Origin of the sequence: Halomonas ramblicola (assembly GCF_030409215.1) — a bacterium.
GTDB lineage: Bacteria > Pseudomonadota > Gammaproteobacteria > Pseudomonadales > Halomonadaceae > Halomonas > Halomonas ramblicola.
Genome location: NZ_JAUFPL010000017.1, coordinates 13,411 through 34,080 on the forward strand (window position 1 = coordinate 13,411; position 20,670 = coordinate 34,080).

A 20,670-nucleotide genomic window follows, 5' to 3' on the forward strand; every position below is an offset into this window, starting at 1 on the left:
GTCGGCGCCAGTCGACCGGGGGACCCGGCCTCCTGCAGCGCGGCTTCACGCTGATCTGCGCAGAACCCCATTTCTCAGGGTGCTGGCGAATAGGTACAAGAATACGTACAATGAGTAATGAGCCGAGGAGGAAAGCATGGATACCGTTACCTACAGCCACTTTCGCAGCCACCTGGCCAAGGTGCTGGACCGGGTCAACGATGACCACGTGCCGGTGCTGATCACGCGCCAGAACGGCAAGCCGGCCATCCTGATGTCAGTCGAGGACTTCAAGTCCTACGAGGCGACCGCTTATCTGATGGCCAGCCCGCGCAACGCCCAGCGATTGAACGAGGCCATCGCCGAGGTGGAACGCGGCGACGGTGCCGAGCATGACCTGATCGACCCGTGATGCTGACCTGGGCCAGCCAGGCCTGGCAGGACTACCTCTACTGGCAGTCACGCGATCGGAAGACGCTCAAGCGCATCAACACCCTGATCAAGGACATTCAGCGCCAGCCGTTCGATGGCCTGGGCGATCCGGAGCCGCTGCGGCACCAGTGGTCAGGCTACTGGTCGCGGCGGATCGATCGTGAGCATCGCCTCGTCTACAAGGTGACCGACAGCGCGATCGTGATCGTTCAGTGTCGGTATCACTATTGAGGGGCGACTATCTCGGGGACAGGCCCCCATTTCCCCGCTGGCTATGCCAGCTCGATCAGGCGGTTGCCCGCATCGATGCAGGCCTCACAGGCGCCGGGCGGCGCCCTCCCGGCCATGTTGCACTGCACAAAAATCCCTGTTACTATGGCTTGCATCAGAACGGGACTCTCCCGTTCCATGTCATCCAGAACCCCGGAGGTTCCCATCATGACCAACGCCTTCTTCGCATTCGACGCCAAGTCGTTCGACACCGCCCAGTTCGAGTCCCTGTTCTTCGGCCCGGCGCGCGCCTTCGCCGCCCTGTCCGTCGACGTCACCGAGAAGCTGGTCACTACCCAGCTCGAGGCCACCAGGGCCTGTGCCGACATCAACCTGGCGCAGCTGCGCCGCCTGGTGGAGGTCAAGGACGCCGAGGGCCTGAAGGGCTATCTGGAAGGCCAGCCGGAGGTCGCCAAGGAGCTGACCGAGCGCCTGAAGGGCGATGCCGAGAAGGTGGTGGCCCTGCAGCAGGAGTTCGTCCAGGAAAGCCAGAAGCTGACCGAGGGCAGCGTCAAGCAGGCCCAGGAAAGCGCCCAGCAGGCCACCGCGACCGCCACCAAGGCCGTCAAGGAAGCCGCGCCCAAGGCCAAGTAAGCCCTGGGCCCGCCCCGCGGGCCGCGATGGCGCAAGATCAAACAAACCGCCGATCCATGATCGGCGGTTTGTTTTTTTCGTTCCTAGGGCCAATCGGGGATAGGCCCCCATTTCCATTTCCCACCTAGCCTGAAGTTCAGCGGCCGGCAGCGATGCCGGCCGCTGGCGTTTTATCGGATATCATCGTCCCCTCTTTTTCGATGGTCTCAGTCGTGCCGCGGCGTCTTGGGGGGAAGGGGCACGGGGCGGTGGATCCTGGCCCGTTCGCGGCACCGGGTGCAGGTCACCCGGGCCCTGTCGTCGGCCCCGGGCTGGACCTCGAAGCTCTGCCAGCTCTCGCCACGGCCGATCTCGGTGGTGCCGCAGCGACAGGCCATCACGTAGCTGCCCAGCGGGGAGACTTCCAGGGTGATAGGAGGCATCGGCAGGTATCCGTCGATCGAGACGCCGCCAGGCTAGGCCAGGACGGGCGGTCGCGCCAGGCGCCTCTCGCCATGCGGCGTGTAGGCGAAACCGGTATGCGGTCACTAACCCGGCCTCCCCCGGCGGGTCATCCGGCCCCATTTCCCCATTATGCCGCCATGTTACGGCGGGCCTCTTCCAGGTCGTAGGCATTCTGCAGCCGTAGCCAATAGCCTTCGCTGGTGCCCAGGTAGCGGGACAGGCGCAGGTCGGTGTCCCCGGTGATGCGTCGGCGGCCCAGCGTGATCTGGCTGATGCGTGTCACCGGTACACCGATCGCCTTGGCCAGGGCATTCTTGCTCAGCCCCATGGGTTCGAGGAACTCCTCCTGGAGGATTTCGCCAGGATGGATGTTCGGTAGCTTGTCAGGCATGGTCGCACCTCACTCTCAGTGATAGTCGACAATCTCGACTTCGTAGGCATCCCCATCCGAGAAGCGGAAGCACAGTCGCCATTGGTCGTTGATGCGGATGCTGTACCGTCCCTCACGATCGCCTCTCAGTGCTTCCAGCCGATTACCGGGTGGGATGCGTAGATCGTCCAGGGTGGCGGCGGCATCCAATAGGCGGAGCTTCTTCAAGGCTTGGCGCTGCATGTCTTGAGGCAGCTTGCGAGATACGTTGCCTCGGGCGATGGTTTCAGCCTGTCGATCCTTGAAGTGCTTGATCACATCCGCCCCCGGCGGGTGCTATGTCATGTTTCGACTTTAACGCATGGCGTTATGATTTGCACGGACGATAGGTAATGGGAATCGCGGGAGTCGGGGATGGGCTGGCGCGATCACTCGTCGTCGTCCTTCCAGTCGTCCTCGCGCTTGCGGCGGAGTCGGCGATCCTCGTCGATGCTGTCGCGCAGGTCGTCGGGGGACTCCAGTTCATCCTCGGGGCGGAAGACCACCTGGCCGGGCGGTGGCCGGTCGGGGTCGACGTGCCTGACCACCGCCGTCAGGTCCTCGGTGCTGGTGAAGTGGGGCAGGGTGTCCGGCAGGCTGGGTTCGCAGGTCAGCCGCCCGGTCCAGGTCCAGCAGCGCTGGGGCACCCGGGAGACCTCCCAGATGCGGGTGCGCCAGTGGGCGCGGTGCAGGTCGTCGAGCTGCAGGGTGTTCTCGGGCACCAGGGCGGCGAAGAGGTGGCTGTTGAGCACGATGCCGGTATCACCCATGCGCACCCCGCCGCGGTACTGGCCGTTTCTCAGCAACGCCTCGGCCTCGCGGGGCTTGAGGTCGGTGACCAGCGTGCCCTTCCCGCAGAGGTGCAGCAGGCCGTCGTCGATCTGCTTGATGACCCAGCAACGAAGGCGTCTTCTGCCGAACAGCGCGCCTAGCATGGTGACGTGTCCCGATGCCACGGGCGCCGGCGCCCTTGGAATGGTAGCTGGCGACCGTGGACGAATGGACGATGGGGAAAGGCCGGACCATCCATTAGTATCGCACAGCCGTGGGGATCGGGGGGCGGCGTTCTTCAGTGCTTGCGTCGGTCGGCCTTGCGTTCGCCGTGGCGGCGGGCTTCCTGACTGAGCTTGTCGATGGGCTTGCGCTGCTGGACCCGGGTGTGGGCTTCCAGCTCGTTCACGGGACGGAATTCCACCTGGCCCGGCGGGGCCGCCCGGGGATCCAGCCGTCGGCTGACCTCGCTGACGTCTTCCACGCTGATTCGGTGGGGCAGGGCGTTCAGCGGGTTGGGTCGGGTGACCAGGCGGCCCGTCCAGGTCCAGCACTGCTGCGGCACCGTGGCCACCTCCCACCATCTGCCGTGCCAGTGGGCGCGGTATTCGGCGTCCAGCCGCAGCTCGTGCTCGGGGACCAGCAACTCGAACAGCCCGCCGTTGAGCACCAGCCCGGTGTCGCCCATGCGCACGCCACCGCGGTAGCGGCCCTCGCGTGCCCGGGTCAGGGCCTCGTCGGCCTTGAGGTCGCTTTCCAGGGTGCCCTGGCCGCAGAGGTGCAGCAGGTCGGGGTCGACCTGCTTGATGATCCAGCAGCGCGGGCGTTGCTTGCGAAACAGGCGCTTCAGCATGAGGGGATCCTGGAAGGGGCGCTTGACGGAGGGGGAGCGCCCGCCTGGCATCCATGTACGAAGTGGGCGACTCTAGCATGCCGGGAAGCCGGGAGGAAAGGTCCTGGGAATCATTCGTATTTTCCGGTTGCCACCCGGAATGAGGCTCACGCAGCGAAATGCCGGCCTTCGTGTAGGAGATCGATGACGGGGTAGGCAAGCCAATTTCCTATGCCGTGCTCAGCCTCCGCCTGTATCGGAGGCGCCGCTGGGCCGCTAGCATGGGAATCGCTCTTGGCGCTCTCATCCCCCGCAGCCTTGAGCCCCTTGCTTCGCTGCCCGCCGCCCTGGCGGGTTTTTTATGGATCATCGCCAGGCAGCGTGAAGCCGCGATGGGGCATCGGCTCGGGGCGAGGACCTCCGCCTCGAGCCGCGGGATGATCGCCGAGCTTCCCGCGTAGCCGAGGATCCGGCTTCCTCTGCGAGTGGCGCCTCCGGTATCGTGAGAGCGGTTATCGGACACGAGGAGTCGCCATGACCCCGGACAAGGATGCGCAGCCGCCCGGTGACGGGCCGAGGGAGAGGGGGCCGAGCCGCCGCGAGCGTGCCTTCGAGGCCTTCCTGTGGAAGAGCCGCCTGCTGGTGATGCTGGCGGTGGTGCCGAGCCTGCTTGGGGCGCTGGTGCTGTTCATCATCGGCACCCTGGACATCCTCGGGGTGGCCGTGGATGCGGTGACCTACTACCTGCTGGGCGGTACCCGGGACATCCACGACACCGTGGTGCCGAGCATCGTGCTGGCGGTGGACATCTACCTGGTGGCGATCGTGCTGCTGATCTTCGGGCTGGGCGTGTATCGGCTGTTCGTCTCGCCGATCGAGGCGGCGGAGGCCCACCCGGCCTCGAACCCGTTCAGCGTCAGCTCCTTCGACCAGTTGAAGGACAAGATCGCCCGGGTGGTAATCCTGGCGGTGATCATCGAGTTCTTCCGCGCCGTGGTGGATATCCGCTTCCAGTCACCGCTGGATGCGATCTACCTGGCGCTCTCGGTGCTGGCCCTGGCCGCCGCCCTCTACCTGATGAGCCGCGCGGAGCAGCATCATCATGATTGAGGCGGCTCAGACGTAGGGCAGGATGCGGCGCTGGGGGAGCCATTCCTTGCGCTTGCGCTTCGCCTTGGGCGCATCGTCTTCGAGGCGGGCCACCGGGCGGCTCCAGATGGTGAGGAAGCGTTCGGAGGAGCGCTGCCAACACCGCCGGGCGCCTGACGGCGCCAGTCGCGCAGCGGAGCTGCCCTCCTACGAGCCGAGCCACTACGCTGCCAACACCGCCGGGCGCCTGACGGTGCCAGTCGCGCAGCGGAGCTGCCCTCCTACGACTCGTGCCACCACGCTGTCAACACCGCCAGGCCCCCATGGTGGCTAGCTTGGCGCCTATTTCGGCGTATTCGCGGGGTCGGGCTACGCTGAGGGGGAAGCCACCAGGAGCCCGTGTCATGGATGACTTTCCCCGTATTCTCCACCACGGCGGCGCCGCCGGCGTCACCGGCAGCTGCCATCGCCTGCAAGTGGCCCCCGACCGGGCGGTGCTGATCGACTGTGGCCTCTTCCAGGGCCAGGACGCCGACCACCTGGACAGCCTCGAGCAGCACCGGGTGAGCTTCCCGATCGACGATGTCCTGGCGCTGGTGGTCACCCATGTACACATCGACCATATCGGCCGGCTGCCCTACCTGCTGGCGGCGGGCTACCGCGGGCCGATCCTCTGCTCGGTGCCCTCGGCACGCCTGCTGCCGCTGGTGATCGAGGATGCCCTGAAGATCGGCTTCACCCGCGACCGGGCGCTGATCGAGCGCTTCCTGCGGGAGGTGGAGGGGCGCCTGGTGGCGCTGGATTACCGCCGCTGGCACAGCCTGGTGGACGACGGGTGCCACCGGGTGCGGGTCAAGCTGCAGCGCGCCGGGCATATCCTGGGCTCCGCCTATGTGGAGCTGGACAGCCTGGACCGCGACACCGGCCGGACGCGGCGCACCCTGTTCTCCGGCGACCTGGGGGCGCCCCATGCGCCGCTGCTGCCGGCTCCCCGTGCGCCGTGGGGCTGCGACACCCTGGTACTGGAGAGCACCTACGGCAACCGCTTGCACGAGGACCGCCTGCACCGCCGCAGGAGACTCGAGGCGGCCATCGACCGGGCCCTGGCGGACGGCGGCAGCGTGGTGATCCCGGCCTTCAGCATCGGCCGCACCCAGGAGCTGCTCTACGAGCTGGAGACGCTGATCCACCGGGCACAGGACCGCCGCTGGCAGGAGCTGGAGATCGTCGTCGATTCACCCCTGGCGGCACGCTTCACCACGGTGTACCGCGAGCTGAAACCGTGGTGGGATGCCGAGGCGCGGCGTCGGCTGCGCGGCGGGCGGCATCCGCTGAGCTTCGATAATCTTTATACCGTTAGCTCCCATGAGGAGCACGAGCGTACCCTGGCCTACCTGGCCGACACTCATCGACCGGCGGTGGTGATCGCCGCCAGCGGCATGGTGAGCGGCGGCCGGGTGGTGAACTATCTCAAGCGCATGCTCGGCGACCCGCGTCACTGCGTGCTGTTCATCGGCTACCAGGGCGCGGGCACGCCGGGGCGCGACATCCAGCGCTACGGCCCGCGGGGCGGCTGGGTGAGGCTCGACGGCCAGCGCATCGATATCCGCGCCCGGGTGGAGACGGTCTCCGGCTACTCGGCCCATGCCGACCGCCAGGACCTGCTCAATTTCGTGCGCCGCATGCGCCGGCCGCCTGGGCACATCCGCCTGGTGCATGGCGACCCCGAGGCCCAGGCCGCCCTGCGCGAGGCCCTGCTGGCCTGGGCCGGGGAGAAGGGGCATGCCCTGGAGGTGTCGCTGGGATACGAGGTGGGGGGACGGCGATGACCGCTTGGCGTCGGGGAGTGGCGGTGGTGGGGCTGCTGGCCGGGCCGTTGTTGCTGCCGTACGGCTACTGGTTGGCTCCCATCCTGCTGGGCTGCCTGGCGGTGGTGCCGTGGCCCGGTGGCCGGCCGAGCCTGCGGCTCTCTCCGGCGCCGTGGGTCCTGCCGGCGGCGTCGCTCGGCCTGATGCTGGCCGGGGCAATCGCCGTGGCCCTGCACGATGGGTTCCGGGTGGTATTGCCGGTCCTCGTGGCGGCCCTACTGGGGGCGACTTGCCTGCCGGCGCTGACGGTATTGCGGCCGGGCGTTTCATGGTACTGGGCGGGCCTGGCCGCGACCGGCGTCGGCACCGGGGTCAGTGCCGTGTGGCAGCGCGGGTGGGAGGGCCACGGGCGGGCCCACGGCTTTCCGGGGGTCGATTCCATTCTCTACGGTGACCTGTCGCTGCTGGTGGGGGTGTGCTGCCTGGCCGGGTTGGCCTGGGCACGACACGTTCCGCATCGCGAGCCCTGGATGGCCCTGCTGCTGGCCGGTGCCGTCGGCGGGGCACTGGCCTCGGCACTCTCCGGGGCCCGCGGTGGCTGGCTGGCGCTACCCCTGGTGGCCTGGGTCTTCTATCTCGGCCACCGGTGGGGGTTGGCGCCGCACCGGCGCGGAGTGGTCGTGGGGCTGATGTTGCTGCTGCTGGCGGGGATGTTGCTGTGGCCCTCCAGTGGCGTCCAGCAGCGGCTGGGCAGGGCGGTCGACGAGACCCAGCGCTATGTCGCCGGCGAGGTGGGGGGATCGGTAGGCACGCGGCTGGAGATCTATCGTGGCAGTCTGCTGCTGATCGCCGAGGCGCCGCTGGCCGGACAGGGGCCGGCGGACTACTGGCCGGGCATGCAGCGCCTGATGGCCGAGGGGCATATCCGTTCATTGGCGCACCGTTACGAGCATGCCCACAACGACCTGCTCGATGCCTGGGTGCGCTATGGCCTGCCGGGCCTGCTGGCGGTGTTCGCGCTCTACCTGGCGCCGCTGCGGCGTTTCGTGCCCGCACTGCGCGCCGGCGAGCCGGGGCGTCGGGCCCTGGCCCTGGCCGGCACCCTGATCCCCGTCTGCTATTTCGCCTTCGGCCTCAGCTACTCCCTGTTCGCCTACCCGGTCGGCGTGGTCGCTTACGTCGGTTCGCTCTCCCTGCTGTGGTGGTTGCTGGGCGAGGATCCGGCAATCCCTTGAGTGAGCCCCGTGGCAAGTGCTCCCACGGGGGCTATGGTTAGCTCATGAGGCGGACATGCCACCGCCGGGGGAGGGCGCGATGACCGAGCCATTGACGGTAGCGGAGGTGTACCGGCCCTGCCCGGAGGAGACGTTCGCCTTCGCGGTGACCAGCGAGCTGGAATCGCTGGACCTGCTGAGCGGCCATGAGCGGGCGCGGGAGGCGCTGGCCTTCGGTACCGCCATCCGCAGCGACGGCTTCAACCTCTTCGTGCTGGGCCAGCCGGGCCACGGCAAGCACAACCTGGTGGGCCGCTACCTGGGCGAGCGTTCCCGCAACGAGGCCGTTCCTTCCGACTGGTGCTATCTGCACAACTTCGCCGACCCCTCGATGCCGCGCTACCTGTCGTTGCCGCCGGGCATGGGCCGCGAGTTGCGCGCCGACCTGGAGCTGCTGGTGGAGGAGTTGCGCGCCGCCATCCCCGCGGTGTTCGAGGGCGACGAGTACCAGAACCGCCTGCACGAGTTGAAGCAGGCGATGGGCGAGCGCCAGCGCGACGCCATCGAGGCGGTGCGTCGCGAGGCCCGCGAGCAGGGCGTGCTGCTGCTCTCCACCCCCAATGGCTTCACCTTCGCCCCGGCCGACGGCGAGCAGATGATGGCGCCGGAGGACTACGAGCGGCTGCCCCGGGAGGAGCGCGAGCGCATCGAGCATACGGTGGAGATCCTGCAGCGCAAGCTGGCCCGCGCGATACGCCGCATGCCGAGGCTCGCCAAGGAGCTGCGCGAACAGGTCCAGCGGCTCAACGAGGAGGTGCTACAGACGGTCATCGGGGCGCCCCTGGCCGAGCTGGAGGAGCGCTACGGCGAGCAGCAGGGGGTGCTGGACCACCTGGATGGTATCCGGCAGGCCATCGTGCAGCATGCCGAGTCGTTCGCCAGCGACGAGCCGGAGATCCCGCCGGAGGCGATCTTCAGCCGTTTCCCGCTCAACCTGCTGGTGGACAACGCCGACACCCAGGGCGCGCCGGTGATCTACCAGGACCTGCCGGGGCACCAGCACCTGGTGGGGCGCATCGAGCACCATGTGCACAACGGCACCCTGGTCACCGACTTCTCGCTGATCCGCCCCGGTGCCCTGCATCGCGCCAACGGCGGCTACCTGGTGCTGGACGCCAACAGCCTGCTCATCCAGCCCGGCGCCTGGGAGACCCTGAAGCGGGTGTTGCGCGCCGGCGAGATCCGCACCGAATCCCTGGAGCAGGCCTACGGGCTGATCAGCACCGTGACCCTGGAGCCCCGGCCGATCCCCCTGGACGTGAAGATCGTGCTGCTGGGCGAGCGGCTGTTCTACTACCTGCTGTGCGAGCATGATCCGGAGTTCCTGGAGCTGTTCAAGGTGCAGGTGGACCTGGAGGATGACCTGCCGTACAGCGACGAGCGCCTGGCGCTCTATGCCCGGATGATCGCCACCCTGGCCCGGGAGGCGGCGCTGCGGCCGCTGGATCGCAGCGGCGTGGCGGCGGTGATCGAGCGGGCCGGCCGGCTGGCCGAAGACCAGCAGCGGCTGACCGCCCGCCACCGCGAGCTCCATGACCTGCTGCTGGAGGCCGACCACTGGGCGGCGGTGGAGGACGCGGCGGTGATCGCCCGGGGCCACGTGGAGAAGGCGGTGGCCCAGCAGCTGTGGCGGGCCGGGCGGATTCGCGAGCGCAGCCACGAGCAGATCCTCCGGGGTACCCTGAGGATCGCCACCCAGGGCCGCGTGGTGGGGCAGGTGAATGGCCTGACGGTGCTGGCGATGGGCGGTTTCGCCTTCGGCCAGCCCATCCGCATCACCGCCACGGCCCGGCCCGGCGGCGGCCAGGTGGTCGACCTCGAGCGCGAATCGCGCCTGGGCGGGCGCGTCCACTCCAAGGCGGTGATGATCCTGGCGCGCTACCTGGCGGGGCGCTATGCCCGGGAGGCGCCGCTGTCGTTGTCGGCGAGCCTGGCCTTCGAGCAGTCCTACGGCGGCGTCGAGGGCGACAGCGCCTCGGTGGCCGAGGCGTGTGCGCTGGTCTCGGCCATCGCCCGGGTGGGGCTCGACCAGGCCTTCGCCGTCACCGGCTCGATCGACCAGTATGGCGGGGTGCAGGCGGTGGGCGGCGTCAACGAGAAGGTCGAGGGCTTCTTCGACGTCTGCCGGGCCCGCGGCGAGCTTGATGGCCAGGCGGTGATTCTGCCGGCGACCAACGTGGCGCACCTGATGCTCAACGGCGAGGTGCGCGAGGCCATCGCGGCGGGGCGCTTCCGGCTCTTCGCCATCCACCATGTCGACGAGGCGCTGGCGCTGCTGGCCGGCGAGGCCCCGGGCGAGCCCGACGACGACGGCAACTTCCCGCCGGAGAGCCTCAATGGCCGGGTGCAGGCGCGCCTGGCGTGCTTCCGCAAGGCGGTGAAGCGGGCCGGTGTGCCGCGCACCGAGCGCAAGGACGATGCCGATGAGTGAGCCGGGCATGCAGCGGGTGCTGGCCCTGCTGGACGACTCCCGCCCGGGGATCGCGGCCCTGGGGGCGGCGGCGGCGCTGGCCGAGCAGGCGCGTGTCGAGCTGGTGGCGCTGTTCGTCGAGGACCTCGACCTGCTGCACAGCGCGGCCTTCCCGTTCTCCCGCGAGGTGGGCGCCAGTACCGGCCTGGCCCGCCCGCTGTCGGCGGCGGAGCTGGAGACCCGCCTGACCCGCCAGGCGCGGCACATCGACCGGGCGCTGCGTCATGCCGTGGCGGGGCGCACGCTGCGCCATCGCCTGCAGGTGAGCCGCGGGCGGGTGGTGAGCGAGGCGTTGGCCGCGGTCGCCCCCGGCGACGTGCTGGTGCTGGGCAAGGCGGGGCCGTCGGCGCGCTGGGGCGCGCGGCTCGGCTCCACCAGTCGCCGGTTGCTGTTCGAGGCCCCCTGCACGGTGATGATCTGGGACGAGCGTCATGCGCTGACCCCGGGGCCGCTGCGCCACCTGCGCGGCGAGGCCCCGGCGCTGCCCTGGGGCGAGGCCCCGGCCGAGTCGCTGCGCCAGCATCCGCTGTTCAGCGGCCGCGAGGAACTCGTCCCCACCGGCGCCGCGGCCCTGGCGCGCAGCCTGGCCCACGCCCGCAGCGGCGCCCTGGTATTGACCCGCGCCACCCTGGGCCGCCTGATCGGCGAGGAGCCGGAGCTGCTGGCGCGATTGCCCATCCCGGTGGTGGTGGTGCCTTGACCCGTGACGTCCTTGTGATGCTAATACAGTGACCGGCCCGACAGGCCGGGTGGATCGTCCGGGACAGGAGAGAGCGTGATGATGATTCTGGGGTTCGTCGCCGGCCTGGCGTTGCTGATCGTCGGCGCCGAGGCGCTGGTGAGGGGGGCGTCCCGGCTGGCGGTGCGGGTGGGCATCTCGCCGTTGATCATCGGCCTGACGGTGGTGGCCTTCGGCACCAGCTCGCCGGAGCTGGCGGTGAGCCTGAAGGCGGCCTTCGACGATCAGGCCGCCATCGCCGTGGGTAACGTGGTGGGCAGCAACATCTTCAACGTGTTGTTCATCCTCGGCGTTGCGGCGCTGATCGTGCCGCTGGCGGTGGCGCCCCAGCTGATCCGCCTGGACATCCCGCTGATGATCGTGCTCTCGGTGCTGATGCTGGTGCTCTCCCTCGATGGCCTGGTGGGGCGCCTCGACAGCCTGCTGCTGGTGGCCGGCCTGGCGGCCTACCTGGTGTTCCTGTTCCTGCACAACCGCCGCGAGGCGGCGCCGGCCCTCGAGGTGGAGTCGCCGCCTCTGCCGCGCAACCTGGCCCTGGTGGTCGGCGGTCTGGCGCTGCTGGTGCTGGGTTCGCGCTGGTTCGTGGGCGCCGCGGTGGAACTGGCGGTCCGGCTGGGCATCAGCGAGCAGGTGGTCGGGCTGACGATCGTCGCCGCGGGCACCTCGATGCCCGAGGTGGTGACCTCGATCATCGCGGCGCTGCGCGGCGAGCGCGACATCGCGGTGGGCAACGTGGTGGGCAGCAACGTCTTCAATATCATGGGCGTGCTGGGCCTCACCGGGCTGCTGGCGCCGTCCGGCATTGCCGTCTCCGCGGCGATGCTGGGCTTCGACATGCCGGTGATGATCGCCGTGGCGCTGGCCTGCCTGCCGATCTGCCTGACCGGCGGGACGATCAGCCGCTGGGAGGGCGGGGTGCTGCTCGGCTACTACCTGGCCTACACCGCCTACCTGGTGCTGCAGGTGACCCACCACGACGCCCTGCAGGGCTTCGGCGCGGTGATGGTCTACTTCGTGCTGCCCCTCACGGCCCTGACGCTGGCGGTGCTGGTGGTGCAGGAGCGGCGCCGTCGGGCCTAGGCTTTATGGGACTTATCTCAATCAATGGGAAAAGTTGCTGTAGGAGGCCAGCTCTGCTGGGCGAATGGAGGCCGCAGGCCTCCTGTGGCGGCAACCACCCAACGCTGGAAACGCCGCCGGGCGCCTGCGGCGCCAATCGCGCAGCGGAGCTGCCCTCCTACTCACTGGCTTGATGTCCCAGTGCATGATCCGTCTTTGCCTTGTCTGGCCTTCGCTCGCCGGCTTCTCGGACAAAGCCTGGTCCACCCTTTATGGCACAATATCGGTTTGGCGAGACGAATGAGGAGCGTCGATGGCATACGTGCTGGTGATGGGCGGGTTGGCGCTGTCCGTGAGTTTCACCCTGGGCTGGGCGCTGTGGCGCCTGCTGCGCTGGATGCTGGGGTGGCTGTCGGGAGGGCCGAAGGCGCGTGGCAAGGCCAAGGTCAAGCCCAGGTCACGCCAGCCCAAGGCGGCACCCAAGCGGCAGGCCAAGGCGCCCGCGCGGGCCAGGCCCGCGCCGCGCCGGCCCTGGCGGCTGACTCGCTGGCTGGCCGGCCGCACCTCGGCACTGCCGCTGGCCAGCCTGACGCTGCTGCTCTATGCCTTCACGCGCCTGGCCGCCTTCGGCATGACCCGGCGCCCCCTGGAGGCGCCGGCGGGTTTCCATGCGCTGGTCGAGGGACTGGGCTGGGGGGCGGCCGTGCTGCTGGGAATGGCGCTGGTGCACCTGCTGGCGCGTTGGCGTTGCCATGGCGCGGAGTGAGGCTGGGCGAACCGCGGCCGGCACAGCGAGTCATAGGCTTTATCCGAAAACTGGCTGCGCTCGGCCATACGGCGTTAAAAATCGGCTCAAAGGCCTCATTTACACCCGGTAAACTCCGTCTTTTCACCGATTTTTGCCTAGTCTGGCCTTCGCTCGCCGACTTTTCCGACAAAGCCTAGGCCTGAATAGCCAACGAGGAGGGGCCCGTGCTAGCGAGTATCCAACGTTTCTTCCAGCAGGCCCTGGCCGAGCCCGAGGGCGCATCGGGCCAGGCGCCGAGCCTGCCACTGGCCGCCGCCGCGCTGCTCTGCGAGGTGATGCGCGCCGACTATCGGGTGACCTCAGCCGAGCTGAATGCGTTGCACCAGTTGCTCCACGATCATCTGTCCCTGGATGACGCGGAGATCGACCGGCTGATGGCGCTGGCCCGGGAGGAGGTCGAGAGCGCCGTGGACCACTACCAGTTCGTCAGCCTGATCAAGCAGCACTACGACTATCCGCAGCGCTACGAGCTGGTGCGCATGATGTGGCAGCTGGCCCTGGCCGACGGCGAGGGCCATCACCTGGAGGAGCATCGCATCCGCCAGCTGGCGGACCTGTTGCACGTCAGCCATGCCGACTTCATTCGCGCCAAGCTGGAGGCGCAGGGGCACGCCTGAGGGCGCCCCGCCCTCGTGCGGCGAGATAAGTCTCTGCCGAAGCGTATCAATTTAGTCCTTTATCTTTATTGTGCGCGCGAATTCAGAAAACAAGACTGCCTTCTGGCGGATATCATGAAGATCTATCTGTTCCCTGGAGGTGGTGGTGATGTCCCGTGAGATCGTCGTTCTGGGTGCCGGCATGGTCGGCGTGTCGGTGGCCTGGCATCTGGTGCGCCAAGGCCATGCGGTGACCCTGGTGGATCGCCGCGAACCGGGTCGCGAGACCTCCTTCGGCAACGCCGGGATCATCCAGCGCGAGGCGGTGCGGCCTTACCCTTTCCCGCGCGATCTCGGCACCCTGATGCGGGTGCTGCCCAACCGCGAGGTGGATATCCGCTATCGCCCCACCGGGATGGTCGGTGCCGCCAGCCCGCTGTTCCAGTACTGGCTGAACTCGGGCAAGTCACGCTATTCGCGCATCGTGCCGGAATACGCCTCGCTGATCATGCGCTGCCTGGATACCCATGCGCCGATGGTCGAGGCGGCGGGGGCCGATCACCTGGTGCGCCGGGATGGCTGGCTGGAGCTCTACCACACCCGCAAGCCCCTCGAAGAGCGCCTGGTGGACGCCAGGGAGAACGCCGAGCGCTTCGGGGTCGAGTATGAGGTGCTGGATGCGGCGGGGCTCTACGCCAAGGAGCCGCACCTCAAGCCGGGCCTGGTGGGGGCGATCCACTGGACGCAGCCCTGGACCGTGGCGGATCCCGGCGCCCTGGTCATGGCCTATGCCGAGCACTTCCAGCAGCAGGGGGGGCGTTTCCTCCAGGCCGGAGTGCAGGGGGTGGAGAAGGGCGGCAAGGGCTGGAAGATCGCCACCGACGCCGAGGCGCTCGAGGCCGACCAGGTGGTGGTGGCCATGGGCCCATGGAGCGGCAGTTGGTTGTCCGGGCTGGGGATCTCCGTGCCGCTGTTCGTCAAGCGTGGTTATCACATGCACTACGCCAGCGCGGACGAGAACGCCAGACTCAACCACTGGATCATGGATGCCGAAACCGGCTTCCTGCTCGAGCCGATGCGTGCCGGCATCCGCCTGACCACCGGCGCCGAGCTGGCCGACCTGGATGCGCCTCCCAGGTACCAGCAGCTCAAGGCCGCGGAGCGGGCGGCCCGCGGGATCTACCCGCTGGGCGAGCGCCGCGACCCCGAGCCCTGGAAGGGCGCGCGGCCCTGCCTGCCGGACATGAAGCCGGTGATCGGGCCGGCGCCGGGCCAGGATGGCCTGTGGCTGGCCTTCGGCCATGGCCACCAGGGCTTCACCCTGGGGCCGGTGACCGGTCTGCTGCTGAGCCAGATGATGGCCGGCGAGACGCCCGAGGTGGACATGACGCCCTTTCGCGTCGATCGCTTCTGACGGGGTCAACCCCTGGCCTTGCGCCGGCAGTGGATGTGGTGCAAGGCCAGCTTGATCAGCAGGGTGACCACGAAGACCAGCCAGCCGGCGGTGGCCACGATGTTGAACAGCAGCATCTTGTGCTGGCCGTTCATGGGGGCGATCAGGTTCTCGATGAGGACGGCCATCAGGAAGGCCAGGGTGAGCGGCAGGGCGAGGATGTGCATCCACATCTCGGTGCGCCGCTTGCGCACGCGATAGCGCCGCAGCATCACGCGTATCGGCCGATGGACGAAACTGACCAGCACCATGGTGCCCAACAACAGCAGGGACGCCAGGGTGGGTTCGACGCTTCCGATGCGGGCCGACAGGCTGATCGACCAGTACACCACCAGCCACATGAAGCCGGCCAGGATAGCGAGCAGGTCGGCGTAGTGGCGTACCTTGGGCATGTCGTCTCCCTCGTTTGAATTGCCGGCATGATACGGATTTCAGCGGCGGGTGACGAGCTTGCACATCCGGTATACTGGTCGCCAGTTCCGAACGCCAACCGCCGATACAGGATTCGCCGTGACCTCACTGACCCTGACCCGCCCCGACGACTGGCATCTCCACCTGCGCGACGGCGAGGCGCTCGCCGCCGTGACGGGAGCCTCGGCCCGGCAGATGGGCCGTGCCATCATCATGCCCAACCTCAAGCCGCCGGTGACCACCACCGAGCAGGCGCGGGCCTATCGGCAGCGGATCCTGGCGGCGCTGCCCGAGGGCAGCCGCTTCGAGCCGCTGATGACCCTCTACCTCACCGACGACACCCCGGCCGAGGAGATCGAGCGGGCCCACGCCAGTGGCCTGGTCCAGGCGGTGAAGCTCTATCCGGCCGGGGCCACCACCAACTCGGCGTCCGGGGTGACCGACCTGGCCCATTGCGACGCCGCCATCGGCGCCATGGCACGGCTGGGCATGCCGCTGCTGGTGCACGGCGAGGTGACCAGTGCCGAGATCGACATCTTCGACCGCGAGGCGGTGTTCATCGAGCGGGTGATGAAGCCGCTGCTGGAGCGTCACCCGGACCTCAAGGTGGTGTTCGAGCACATCACCACGGCGGATGCCGCCGAGTTCGTGGCCAGCGCGCCGAGCAGCGTGGGGGCCACCATCACCGCCCACCACCTGCTGTTCAACCGCAACCACATGCTGGTGGGCGGCATCCGTCCGCACTACTACTGCCTGCCGATCCTCAAGCGCGAGCGCCATCGCGAGGCGCTGCTGGGCGCGGCCACCTCGGGCAACCCGAAGTTCTTCCTCGGCACCGACAGCGCGCCGCATGCCCAGGGCGACAAGGAGAGCGCCTGCGGCTGCGCCGGCGCCTATACCGCCCCGGCGGCCATCGAGCTCTACGCCACCGCCTTCGAGCAGGCCGGGGCGCTGGATCGCCTGGAGGGCTTCGCCAGCCACCATGGCCCGGACTTCTACCGCCTGCCGCGCAACGCCGACAGCGTCACCCTGGTGCGCGAGCCCTGGCGGGTGCCCGAGTCGCTGCCCTACGCCGATGGCCAGCGCATCGTGCCGCTGCTGGCCGGCGAGACGCTGGAGTGGAGGCTACAGGGGGGGTGAACCGGCTCGGCCCGTGGATTGTTAAATGCATCATAAAAGTTGCTATACTTGGGTAAATGCAACTTATATGGTGCTTTCATGCCGATCCATGATGAGCTCAAGCGCCGGCGGCAGGCGCTTTCCCTGACCCAGGAGCAGCTCGCCGGTCGCATCGGTATGACCCGTCAGCAGTACCAGCGCCTTGAGCGGGGCGGCAATCCGCGCCTGGATACCTTGATCCAGGCGGCGGATGGCCTGAATACCCGCCTGGTGTTGGTCCCGATAGAGAAGTGGCATGCCGTCAAGGCGCTGCTCGAGGGAGAGCCCGCGGCCGGTACCCCGCTCGATGTCGATCCCTGGCAGGGCCTGCTCGACGACGAGGATAGCGACCATGGTCGATGAGCCGGTCGAGATGCTGGAGCTGTCCCTGCATGGCCGGCGGGTGGCCTATCTGGCCGGCTATCGGGGAGGGCGCAATGTCCTGGTATTCGATGATGCCTGGCGCCTCGATCCCGAACGCGCGACGCTGACGTTGACATTGATGCCGGGGTTTCCGCGGGCCAATGCGCTCATGCAGTCGCCCTGGATTCGCCGCCAGCGGTTGCATCCCTGGCTGTCCAACTTGTTGCCCGAAGGGGCGCTCCGGGAATGGCTGGCCACCAGGCTCAAGGTTCACCCCGATAACGAGTTCCCGTTGTTGGCTCGGCTCGGCCTCGACCTGCCCGGAGCGCTGGTGGCAACGCCGGTCGCTCCGGGGGACATGCCGGATTGGGTGCTCTCCCATCGTCGCAGCGTGACCCCCTCGCCGCGCCAGGCGCCCGGCGGCGAAGGCTTTTCGCTGGCCGGGGTACAGATGAAGTTCTCCATGCAGGAGCGCGATGGACGGTTCCGGATGGGCGACGGTGCCCCCGGGGACTGGATCGTCAAGCCGCCATCGGCTCGCCATAGAAAGGTGCCCGAGAACGAGTACACCGCCATGCGGCTGGCCGAGAAGGCCGGGGTCGAGATACCCGACATCCGGCTGATTCCCCTGGAGAGGCTGGAGGGCGTGCCGGCCCTCAACCTGCCACGGGAAGCGCATGCCTACGCCATCCGCCGCTTCGATCGCGAGGGTGGGGAGCGGGTCCATGCCGAGGACATGGCGCAGGTGCTGTTCTGCTATCCCCACGAGAAATATGATGGCCCAAGCTATGAGCAGATCGGGCGTCTGCTGCGGGAGTTCACCGGCGACGGCCACGCCGCGGCATGCGCCCTGGCGAGGCGGCTGCTGGTCAACCTGCTGTTGGCCAACGGGGATGCCCACCTGAAGAACTGGAGTCTCTACTATCCGGACGGGAAGCTCCCCTCCCTGGCACCCGCCTATGACATCGTCACGACGCGTGCCTATATCCCGGACGAGCATCAGGCGGCACTCAACCTGAATGGCCGCAAGTCATGGTATCGGATCGAGCGGGACGACTTCCGGCACTGGTCGCGGAAGGTGGGGATGGCCTGGCCGGCCATACGGCAGGTACTCGATGAGACCCTGGAACTGGCCCGCGCTTCTTGGCCAGAAGAGCTCGAGGCATTGCCGATGGATGGCGCCCACAAGGCGGTGTTGAAAGAGCACTGGCGCCAGCTTCCCCGGGAGTGGCGGATTCTCTGAGTCGACGACCATGGTAGCCTTTTTGGGGCACCGCCAGCGCTGGGGTTACGCCATTTCCGTGGCGGTCTCGATCCGGGCCAGCCGTGCCACCATGGCTTCCACCATGCGCGAGGAGTGCCGGGCGGCCTTGTCCAGGAACTGCTCGAAGGAGAGATGGTTGTCGCCGCCGCCGGCGATGTCGGAGAGGGCGCGGATCACCACGAAGGGGCAGTCGTAGAGGTGGCAGGTCTGGGCGATGGCCGCGGCCTCCATCTCGGCGGCGAGCATGGTGGGGAAGCGCTCGCGGGTCTTCGATACCAGCTCGGGGCAGGCCATGAAGACGTCGCCGGTGGCGATCAGGCCCTCGGCGACCCTCACTTCCCCGAGAGCCTCGACGCTCTCGCGGGCGATGGCCACCAGCCGCGGGTCGGGGTGGTAGGCCGCCGGCATCTGCGGCACCTGGCCGTGCTCGTAGCCGAACACCACGGCGTCCACGTCGTGGTGGCGGACCTCGCTGGAGACCACCACGTCGCCGATCTCCAGCCCCTCGCCGAAGCCGCCGGCGGAACCGGTGTTGATGACCGCCTCGGGCCGGTACATGTCCAGCAGCAGGGTGGTGCCCACGGCGGCGTTCACCTTGCCGATCCCCGATTGCAGGATCACCATCTCGACGCCATGCAACATGCCGCTGTGGAAGGTCGAGCCGACATGGGTGCGGGTCTCGCGCCCCTCGAGCCGGGAGGCCAGGCGCTCGACCTCCTGGCTCATGGCGCCGATGATGCCGATGCGTTTCATGCGAACACCCGGGTCCACTCGTCGCGCTTGGCCAGGAAGCCGCGGGCGATCGCCTGGGCGCCCTCCAGGCTGTGGCTGGCCGCCCAGCCGCACTGCATCTCGTTGCAGGCCGGCACCTCGGTGGCCTCGAGCACGTCCTTCAGGGTGCCTTCCAGCAACTCGAGCACGCCCGCGTAGTCGTCGTGGTTGATCATCGCCACGTAGAAGCCGGTCTGGCAGCCCATGGGGCTGATGTCGACCACCTTGTCGGAGTGGTTGCGCGACAGCTCGGCCATCAGGTGCTCGAGGGAGTGCAGGGCGGGCATCTCCATGTGCTCGCGGTTGGGCTGGCAGATGCGCATGTCGTACTTGTGGATGGTGTCGCCGTGCTCGCCGGTCTTGATGTCGGCGAGGCGCACGTAGGGCGCCTTCACCTTGGTGTGATCCAGGTTGAAGCTTTCGACGTTCATCTTGTCGCTCATCGACGGGCCTCGCGAGTCGGTGGAAAAACAGCGGGATATTCTATCGGAGTGCGACGAAAGGTGCACGAGCGGCGGCACGGCTGGTTAGGTCGTGGCGTCGTGGATATCGGCGGCCTGCAGGGTGTTCTCCAGCAGGGTGGCGACGGTCATGGGGCCGACGCCACCGGGCACCGGGGTGATCCAGCCGGCGCGGCGGGACGCGGCAGCGAAGTCCATGTCGCCCACCAGGCGGCCGTCGTCGTGGCGATTGATGCCCACGTCGATGACGATGGCGCCTTCCTTGACCCAGTCGCCCTTGACCAGCCCCGGCTTGCCCACGGCCACCACCAGCAGGTCGGCACGCCGCACCTGTGCTTCCAGGTTGCGGGTGAAGCGGTGGCAGACGGTGGTGGTGCAGCCGGCCAGCATCAGCTCCAGGGCCATGGGACGGCCGACGATGTTGGAGGCGCCGACCACGGTGGCGTCCAGCCCGCGCACCGCCAGGCCACTGTGCTCGAGCAGCGTCATCACGCCCTTGGGGGTGCAGGGGCGCAGCAGCGGCATGCGCTGGGCGAGCCGGCCGAGGTTGTAGGGGTGGAAGCCGTCCACGTCCTTGTCGGGGTGGATGCGCTCGAGGATCGGGCGTGCGTCCATATGCTCGGGCAGGGGGAGCTGGACGAGGATGCCGTCCACCCTCGGGTCCGCGTTCAGGCGATCGACCAGGGCCTCGAGGTCCGCTTGGCTGGTGTCGACGGGCAGCTGGTGACGGAAGGACTCGATGCCGGCCTCGAGGCAGGCGTTGTGCTTGTTGCGCACGTAGACCGCGGAGGCGGGATCCTCGCCGACCAGCACGACGGCAAGCCCCGGCGCCCTGCCTCCGGCCTCGCGGCGCGCCTGCACCTGGCGGGCGACCTGCTGGCGAACACGGGCGGCTATGGCTTTGCCATCGATCAGTTGCGCGGTCATCGAGGGTCCTCTGGATCTGCCTGGGAGAATGGAGGCGTGATTTTCGCATGCCGGGGCGCCGAAACAAAGCGCCGCCGGGGCCCGCTCTCTTGACCGCCCGGGAAAGTCACGTAGAATACGCAGCGCTCGACGAGGCCCCTGCGGCGGCGTCCAGCCAGTAGTTTGCCGGCGGAGTGTAGCGCAGCCTGGTAGCGCGCCTGCTTTGGGAGCAGGATGTCGGGGGTTCGAATCCCTCCACTCCGACCACAACTCCTTGATTGATTTGATGAAATTTGAATCATGGGGTTG

At 68.3% G+C, this 20,670-nt stretch carries 24 protein-coding genes and 1 tRNA gene; 16 read left to right on the forward strand and 9 right to left on the reverse strand.

Going from position 1 to position 20,670, the window contains the following annotated elements; genetic code table 11:
* Positions 1-136 precede the first annotated feature (136 nt).
* The 3 genes from QWY80_RS04380 to QWY80_RS04390 all read left to right on the forward strand — a co-directional run bounded on the left by QWY80_RS04380 (position 137) and on the right by QWY80_RS04390 (position 1,275).
* On the forward strand, positions 137-391 hold the full coding sequence (locus QWY80_RS04380; RefSeq protein WP_290229489.1) for a type II toxin-antitoxin system Phd/YefM family antitoxin: 255 nt from the start codon (positions 137-139) through the stop codon (positions 389-391).
* A complete protein-coding gene (locus QWY80_RS04385) occupies positions 391-642 on the forward strand; it encodes a Txe/YoeB family addiction module toxin (RefSeq protein ID WP_290229490.1) in 252 nt (83 codons plus the stop codon). The genes QWY80_RS04380 and QWY80_RS04385 overlap by 1 nt, the downstream gene beginning before the upstream one ends.
* Positions 643-849: 207 nt before the next feature.
* A complete protein-coding gene (locus QWY80_RS04390; protein WP_290229491.1) occupies positions 850-1,275 on the forward strand; it encodes a phasin family protein in 426 nt (141 codons plus the stop codon).
* A gap of 206 nt (positions 1,276-1,481) precedes the next feature.
* On the opposite strand, the gene QWY80_RS04395 is transcribed toward QWY80_RS04390, so the two are convergent.
* The 5 genes from QWY80_RS04395 to QWY80_RS04415 all read right to left on the reverse strand — a co-directional run bounded on the left by QWY80_RS04395 (position 1,482) and on the right by QWY80_RS04415 (position 3,752).
* The gene (locus QWY80_RS04395) at positions 1,482-1,697 is read right to left on the reverse strand and encodes a hypothetical protein (RefSeq protein ID WP_290229492.1); all 216 of its coding nucleotides are present in this window, start codon (positions 1,695-1,697) and stop codon (positions 1,482-1,484) included.
* A gap of 149 nt (positions 1,698-1,846) precedes the next feature.
* Positions 1,847-2,110: a HigA family addiction module antitoxin gene (locus QWY80_RS04400; RefSeq protein WP_290229493.1), complete on the reverse strand. Its 264-nt coding sequence runs from the start codon at positions 2,108-2,110 to the stop codon at positions 1,847-1,849.
* Positions 2,111-2,125: 15 nt separating this feature from the next.
* Positions 2,126-2,407 (reverse strand): type II toxin-antitoxin system RelE/ParE family toxin, encoded by a 282-nt coding sequence (locus QWY80_RS04405; protein WP_290229494.1) that lies wholly within the window; start codon positions 2,405-2,407, stop codon positions 2,126-2,128.
* Positions 2,408-2,517: 110 nt separating this feature from the next.
* Positions 2,518-3,063, reverse strand: a complete 546-nt coding sequence (locus tag QWY80_RS04410; RefSeq protein ID WP_290229495.1) for a hypothetical protein — start codon at positions 3,061-3,063, stop codon at positions 2,518-2,520.
* Positions 3,064-3,197: 134 nt separating this feature from the next.
* Positions 3,198-3,752, reverse strand: coding sequence for a hypothetical protein (locus QWY80_RS04415; protein WP_290229496.1), 555 nt, complete (start codon positions 3,750-3,752; stop codon positions 3,198-3,200).
* Between the two features lie 513 nt (positions 3,753-4,265).
* Between QWY80_RS04415 and QWY80_RS04420 the strand changes: the two genes are divergently transcribed.
* The 9 genes from QWY80_RS04420 to QWY80_RS04460 all read left to right on the forward strand — a co-directional run bounded on the left by QWY80_RS04420 (position 4,266) and on the right by QWY80_RS04460 (position 14,988).
* Entirely contained in the window at positions 4,266-4,841 is a 576-nt protein-coding gene (locus QWY80_RS04420) for a YqhA family protein (RefSeq protein ID WP_290229497.1), read from the forward strand.
* A 383-nt stretch (positions 4,842-5,224) separates the two neighbouring features.
* Entirely contained in the window at positions 5,225-6,649 is a 1,425-nt protein-coding gene (locus QWY80_RS04425) for an MBL fold metallo-hydrolase RNA specificity domain-containing protein (RefSeq protein ID WP_290229498.1), read from the forward strand.
* Positions 6,646-7,863 carry an O-antigen ligase family protein gene (locus QWY80_RS04430; protein WP_290229499.1) on the forward strand — a complete coding sequence of 406 codons (1,218 nt, stop codon included), beginning with the start codon at positions 6,646-6,648 and terminating at the stop codon, positions 7,861-7,863. Before QWY80_RS04425 ends, QWY80_RS04430 begins: the two co-directional genes overlap by 4 nt.
* Positions 7,864-7,942: 79 nt before the next feature.
* Complete coding sequence (locus tag QWY80_RS04435; protein ID WP_290229500.1) at positions 7,943-10,333, forward strand: Lon protease family protein; 2,391 nt, start codon at positions 7,943-7,945, stop codon at positions 10,331-10,333.
* Positions 10,326-11,072: a universal stress protein gene (locus QWY80_RS04440; protein ID WP_290229501.1), complete on the forward strand. Its 747-nt coding sequence runs from the start codon at positions 10,326-10,328 to the stop codon at positions 11,070-11,072. The genes QWY80_RS04435 and QWY80_RS04440 overlap by 8 nt, the downstream gene beginning before the upstream one ends.
* A gap of 78 nt (positions 11,073-11,150) precedes the next feature.
* Positions 11,151-12,191: a calcium/sodium antiporter gene (locus QWY80_RS04445; RefSeq protein ID WP_290229502.1), complete on the forward strand. Its 1,041-nt coding sequence runs from the start codon at positions 11,151-11,153 to the stop codon at positions 12,189-12,191.
* 292 nt (positions 12,192-12,483) lie between these two features.
* Complete coding sequence (locus QWY80_RS04450; RefSeq protein ID WP_290229503.1) at positions 12,484-12,936, forward strand: hypothetical protein; 453 nt, start codon at positions 12,484-12,486, stop codon at positions 12,934-12,936.
* A 206-nt stretch (positions 12,937-13,142) separates the two neighbouring features.
* A complete protein-coding gene (locus QWY80_RS04455; protein ID WP_290229504.1) occupies positions 13,143-13,595 on the forward strand; it encodes a tellurite resistance TerB family protein in 453 nt (150 codons plus the stop codon).
* A gap of 148 nt (positions 13,596-13,743) precedes the next feature.
* The gene (locus tag QWY80_RS04460; protein ID WP_290229505.1) at positions 13,744-14,988 is read left to right on the forward strand and encodes an NAD(P)/FAD-dependent oxidoreductase; all 1,245 of its coding nucleotides are present in this window, start codon (positions 13,744-13,746) and stop codon (positions 14,986-14,988) included.
* A gap of 5 nt (positions 14,989-14,993) precedes the next feature.
* Here QWY80_RS04460 and QWY80_RS04465 read toward each other — a convergent pair whose 3' ends face one another.
* Positions 14,994-15,419 (reverse strand): hypothetical protein, encoded by a 426-nt coding sequence (locus tag QWY80_RS04465; RefSeq protein ID WP_290229506.1) that lies wholly within the window; start codon positions 15,417-15,419, stop codon positions 14,994-14,996.
* A 118-nt stretch (positions 15,420-15,537) separates the two neighbouring features.
* Between QWY80_RS04465 and pyrC the strand changes: the two genes are divergently transcribed.
* The 3 genes from pyrC (at position 15,538) to QWY80_RS04480 (ending at position 18,202) form a co-directional block, all read left to right on the forward strand.
* Positions 15,538-16,578 carry a dihydroorotase gene (pyrC, locus tag QWY80_RS04470; protein ID WP_290229507.1) on the forward strand — a complete coding sequence of 347 codons (1,041 nt, stop codon included), beginning with the start codon at positions 15,538-15,540 and terminating at the stop codon, positions 16,576-16,578.
* Between the two features lie 78 nt (positions 16,579-16,656).
* Positions 16,657-16,959: a helix-turn-helix transcriptional regulator gene (locus tag QWY80_RS04475; RefSeq protein ID WP_290229508.1), complete on the forward strand. Its 303-nt coding sequence runs from the start codon at positions 16,657-16,659 to the stop codon at positions 16,957-16,959.
* A complete protein-coding gene (locus tag QWY80_RS04480; protein ID WP_290229509.1) occupies positions 16,949-18,202 on the forward strand; it encodes a type II toxin-antitoxin system HipA family toxin in 1,254 nt (417 codons plus the stop codon). The genes QWY80_RS04475 and QWY80_RS04480 overlap by 11 nt, the downstream gene beginning before the upstream one ends.
* Positions 18,203-18,247: 45 nt before the next feature.
* On the opposite strand, the gene mtnN is transcribed toward QWY80_RS04480, so the two are convergent.
* From mtnN to folD, 3 genes are all read right to left on the reverse strand, one after another.
* Positions 18,248-18,976 (reverse strand): 5'-methylthioadenosine/S-adenosylhomocysteine nucleosidase, encoded by a 729-nt coding sequence (mtnN, locus tag QWY80_RS04485; RefSeq protein WP_290229510.1) that lies wholly within the window; start codon positions 18,974-18,976, stop codon positions 18,248-18,250.
* Positions 18,973-19,437 carry an S-ribosylhomocysteine lyase gene (locus QWY80_RS04490; RefSeq protein WP_290229511.1) on the reverse strand — a complete coding sequence of 155 codons (465 nt, stop codon included), beginning with the start codon at positions 19,435-19,437 and terminating at the stop codon, positions 18,973-18,975. Before QWY80_RS04490 ends, mtnN begins: the two co-directional genes overlap by 4 nt.
* 84 nt (positions 19,438-19,521) lie before the next feature.
* Positions 19,522-20,382, reverse strand: a complete 861-nt coding sequence (gene folD / locus QWY80_RS04495) for a bifunctional methylenetetrahydrofolate dehydrogenase/methenyltetrahydrofolate cyclohydrolase FolD (protein WP_290229512.1) — start codon at positions 20,380-20,382, stop codon at positions 19,522-19,524.
* Between the two features lie 169 nt (positions 20,383-20,551).
* Here folD and QWY80_RS04500 point away from each other — a divergent pair.
* A tRNA-Pro gene (locus QWY80_RS04500) sits at positions 20,552-20,628 on the forward strand.
* Positions 20,629-20,670 lie beyond the last annotated feature (42 nt).

Bases quoted from the DNA above. Each gene is read 5' to 3' on its own strand.
- QWY80_RS04380 (WP_290229489.1), top strand. From the start codon at position 137: ATGGATACCGTTACCTACAGCCACTTTCGCAGCCACCTGGCCAAGGTG.
- QWY80_RS04385 (WP_290229490.1), top strand. From the start codon at position 391: ATGCTGACCTGGGCCAGCCAGGCCTGGCAGGACTACCTCTACTGGCAG.
- QWY80_RS04390 (WP_290229491.1), top strand. From the start codon at position 850: ATGACCAACGCCTTCTTCGCATTCGACGCCAAGTCGTTCGACACCGCC.
- QWY80_RS04395 (WP_290229492.1), bottom strand. From the start codon at position 1,697: ATGCCTCCTATCACCCTGGAAGTCTCCCCGCTGGGCAGCTACGTGATG.
- QWY80_RS04400 (WP_290229493.1), bottom strand. From the start codon at position 2,110: ATGCCTGACAAGCTACCGAACATCCATCCTGGCGAAATCCTCCAGGAG.
- QWY80_RS04410 (WP_290229495.1), bottom strand. From the start codon at position 3,063: ATGCTAGGCGCGCTGTTCGGCAGAAGACGCCTTCGTTGCTGGGTCATC.
- QWY80_RS04415 (WP_290229496.1), bottom strand. From the start codon at position 3,752: ATGCTGAAGCGCCTGTTTCGCAAGCAACGCCCGCGCTGCTGGATCATC.
- QWY80_RS04420 (WP_290229497.1), top strand. From the start codon at position 4,266: ATGACCCCGGACAAGGATGCGCAGCCGCCCGGTGACGGGCCGAGGGAG.
- QWY80_RS04425 (WP_290229498.1), top strand. From the start codon at position 5,225: ATGGATGACTTTCCCCGTATTCTCCACCACGGCGGCGCCGCCGGCGTC.
- QWY80_RS04430 (WP_290229499.1), top strand. From the start codon at position 6,646: ATGACCGCTTGGCGTCGGGGAGTGGCGGTGGTGGGGCTGCTGGCCGGG.
- QWY80_RS04435 (WP_290229500.1), top strand. From the start codon at position 7,943: ATGACCGAGCCATTGACGGTAGCGGAGGTGTACCGGCCCTGCCCGGAG.
- QWY80_RS04440 (WP_290229501.1), top strand. From the start codon at position 10,326: ATGAGTGAGCCGGGCATGCAGCGGGTGCTGGCCCTGCTGGACGACTCC.
- QWY80_RS04445 (WP_290229502.1), top strand. From the start codon at position 11,151: ATGATGATTCTGGGGTTCGTCGCCGGCCTGGCGTTGCTGATCGTCGGC.
- QWY80_RS04450 (WP_290229503.1), top strand. From the start codon at position 12,484: ATGGCATACGTGCTGGTGATGGGCGGGTTGGCGCTGTCCGTGAGTTTC.
- QWY80_RS04460 (WP_290229505.1), top strand. From the start codon at position 13,744: ATGTCCCGTGAGATCGTCGTTCTGGGTGCCGGCATGGTCGGCGTGTCG.
- QWY80_RS04465 (WP_290229506.1), bottom strand. From the start codon at position 15,419: ATGCCCAAGGTACGCCACTACGCCGACCTGCTCGCTATCCTGGCCGGC.
- QWY80_RS04475 (WP_290229508.1), top strand. From the start codon at position 16,657: ATGCCGATCCATGATGAGCTCAAGCGCCGGCGGCAGGCGCTTTCCCTG.
- QWY80_RS04480 (WP_290229509.1), top strand. From the start codon at position 16,949: ATGGTCGATGAGCCGGTCGAGATGCTGGAGCTGTCCCTGCATGGCCGG.
- mtnN (WP_290229510.1), bottom strand. From the start codon at position 18,976: ATGAAACGCATCGGCATCATCGGCGCCATGAGCCAGGAGGTCGAGCGC.
- QWY80_RS04490 (WP_290229511.1), bottom strand. From the start codon at position 19,437: ATGAGCGACAAGATGAACGTCGAAAGCTTCAACCTGGATCACACCAAG.
- folD (WP_290229512.1), bottom strand. From the start codon at position 20,382: ATGACCGCGCAACTGATCGATGGCAAAGCCATAGCCGCCCGTGTTCGC.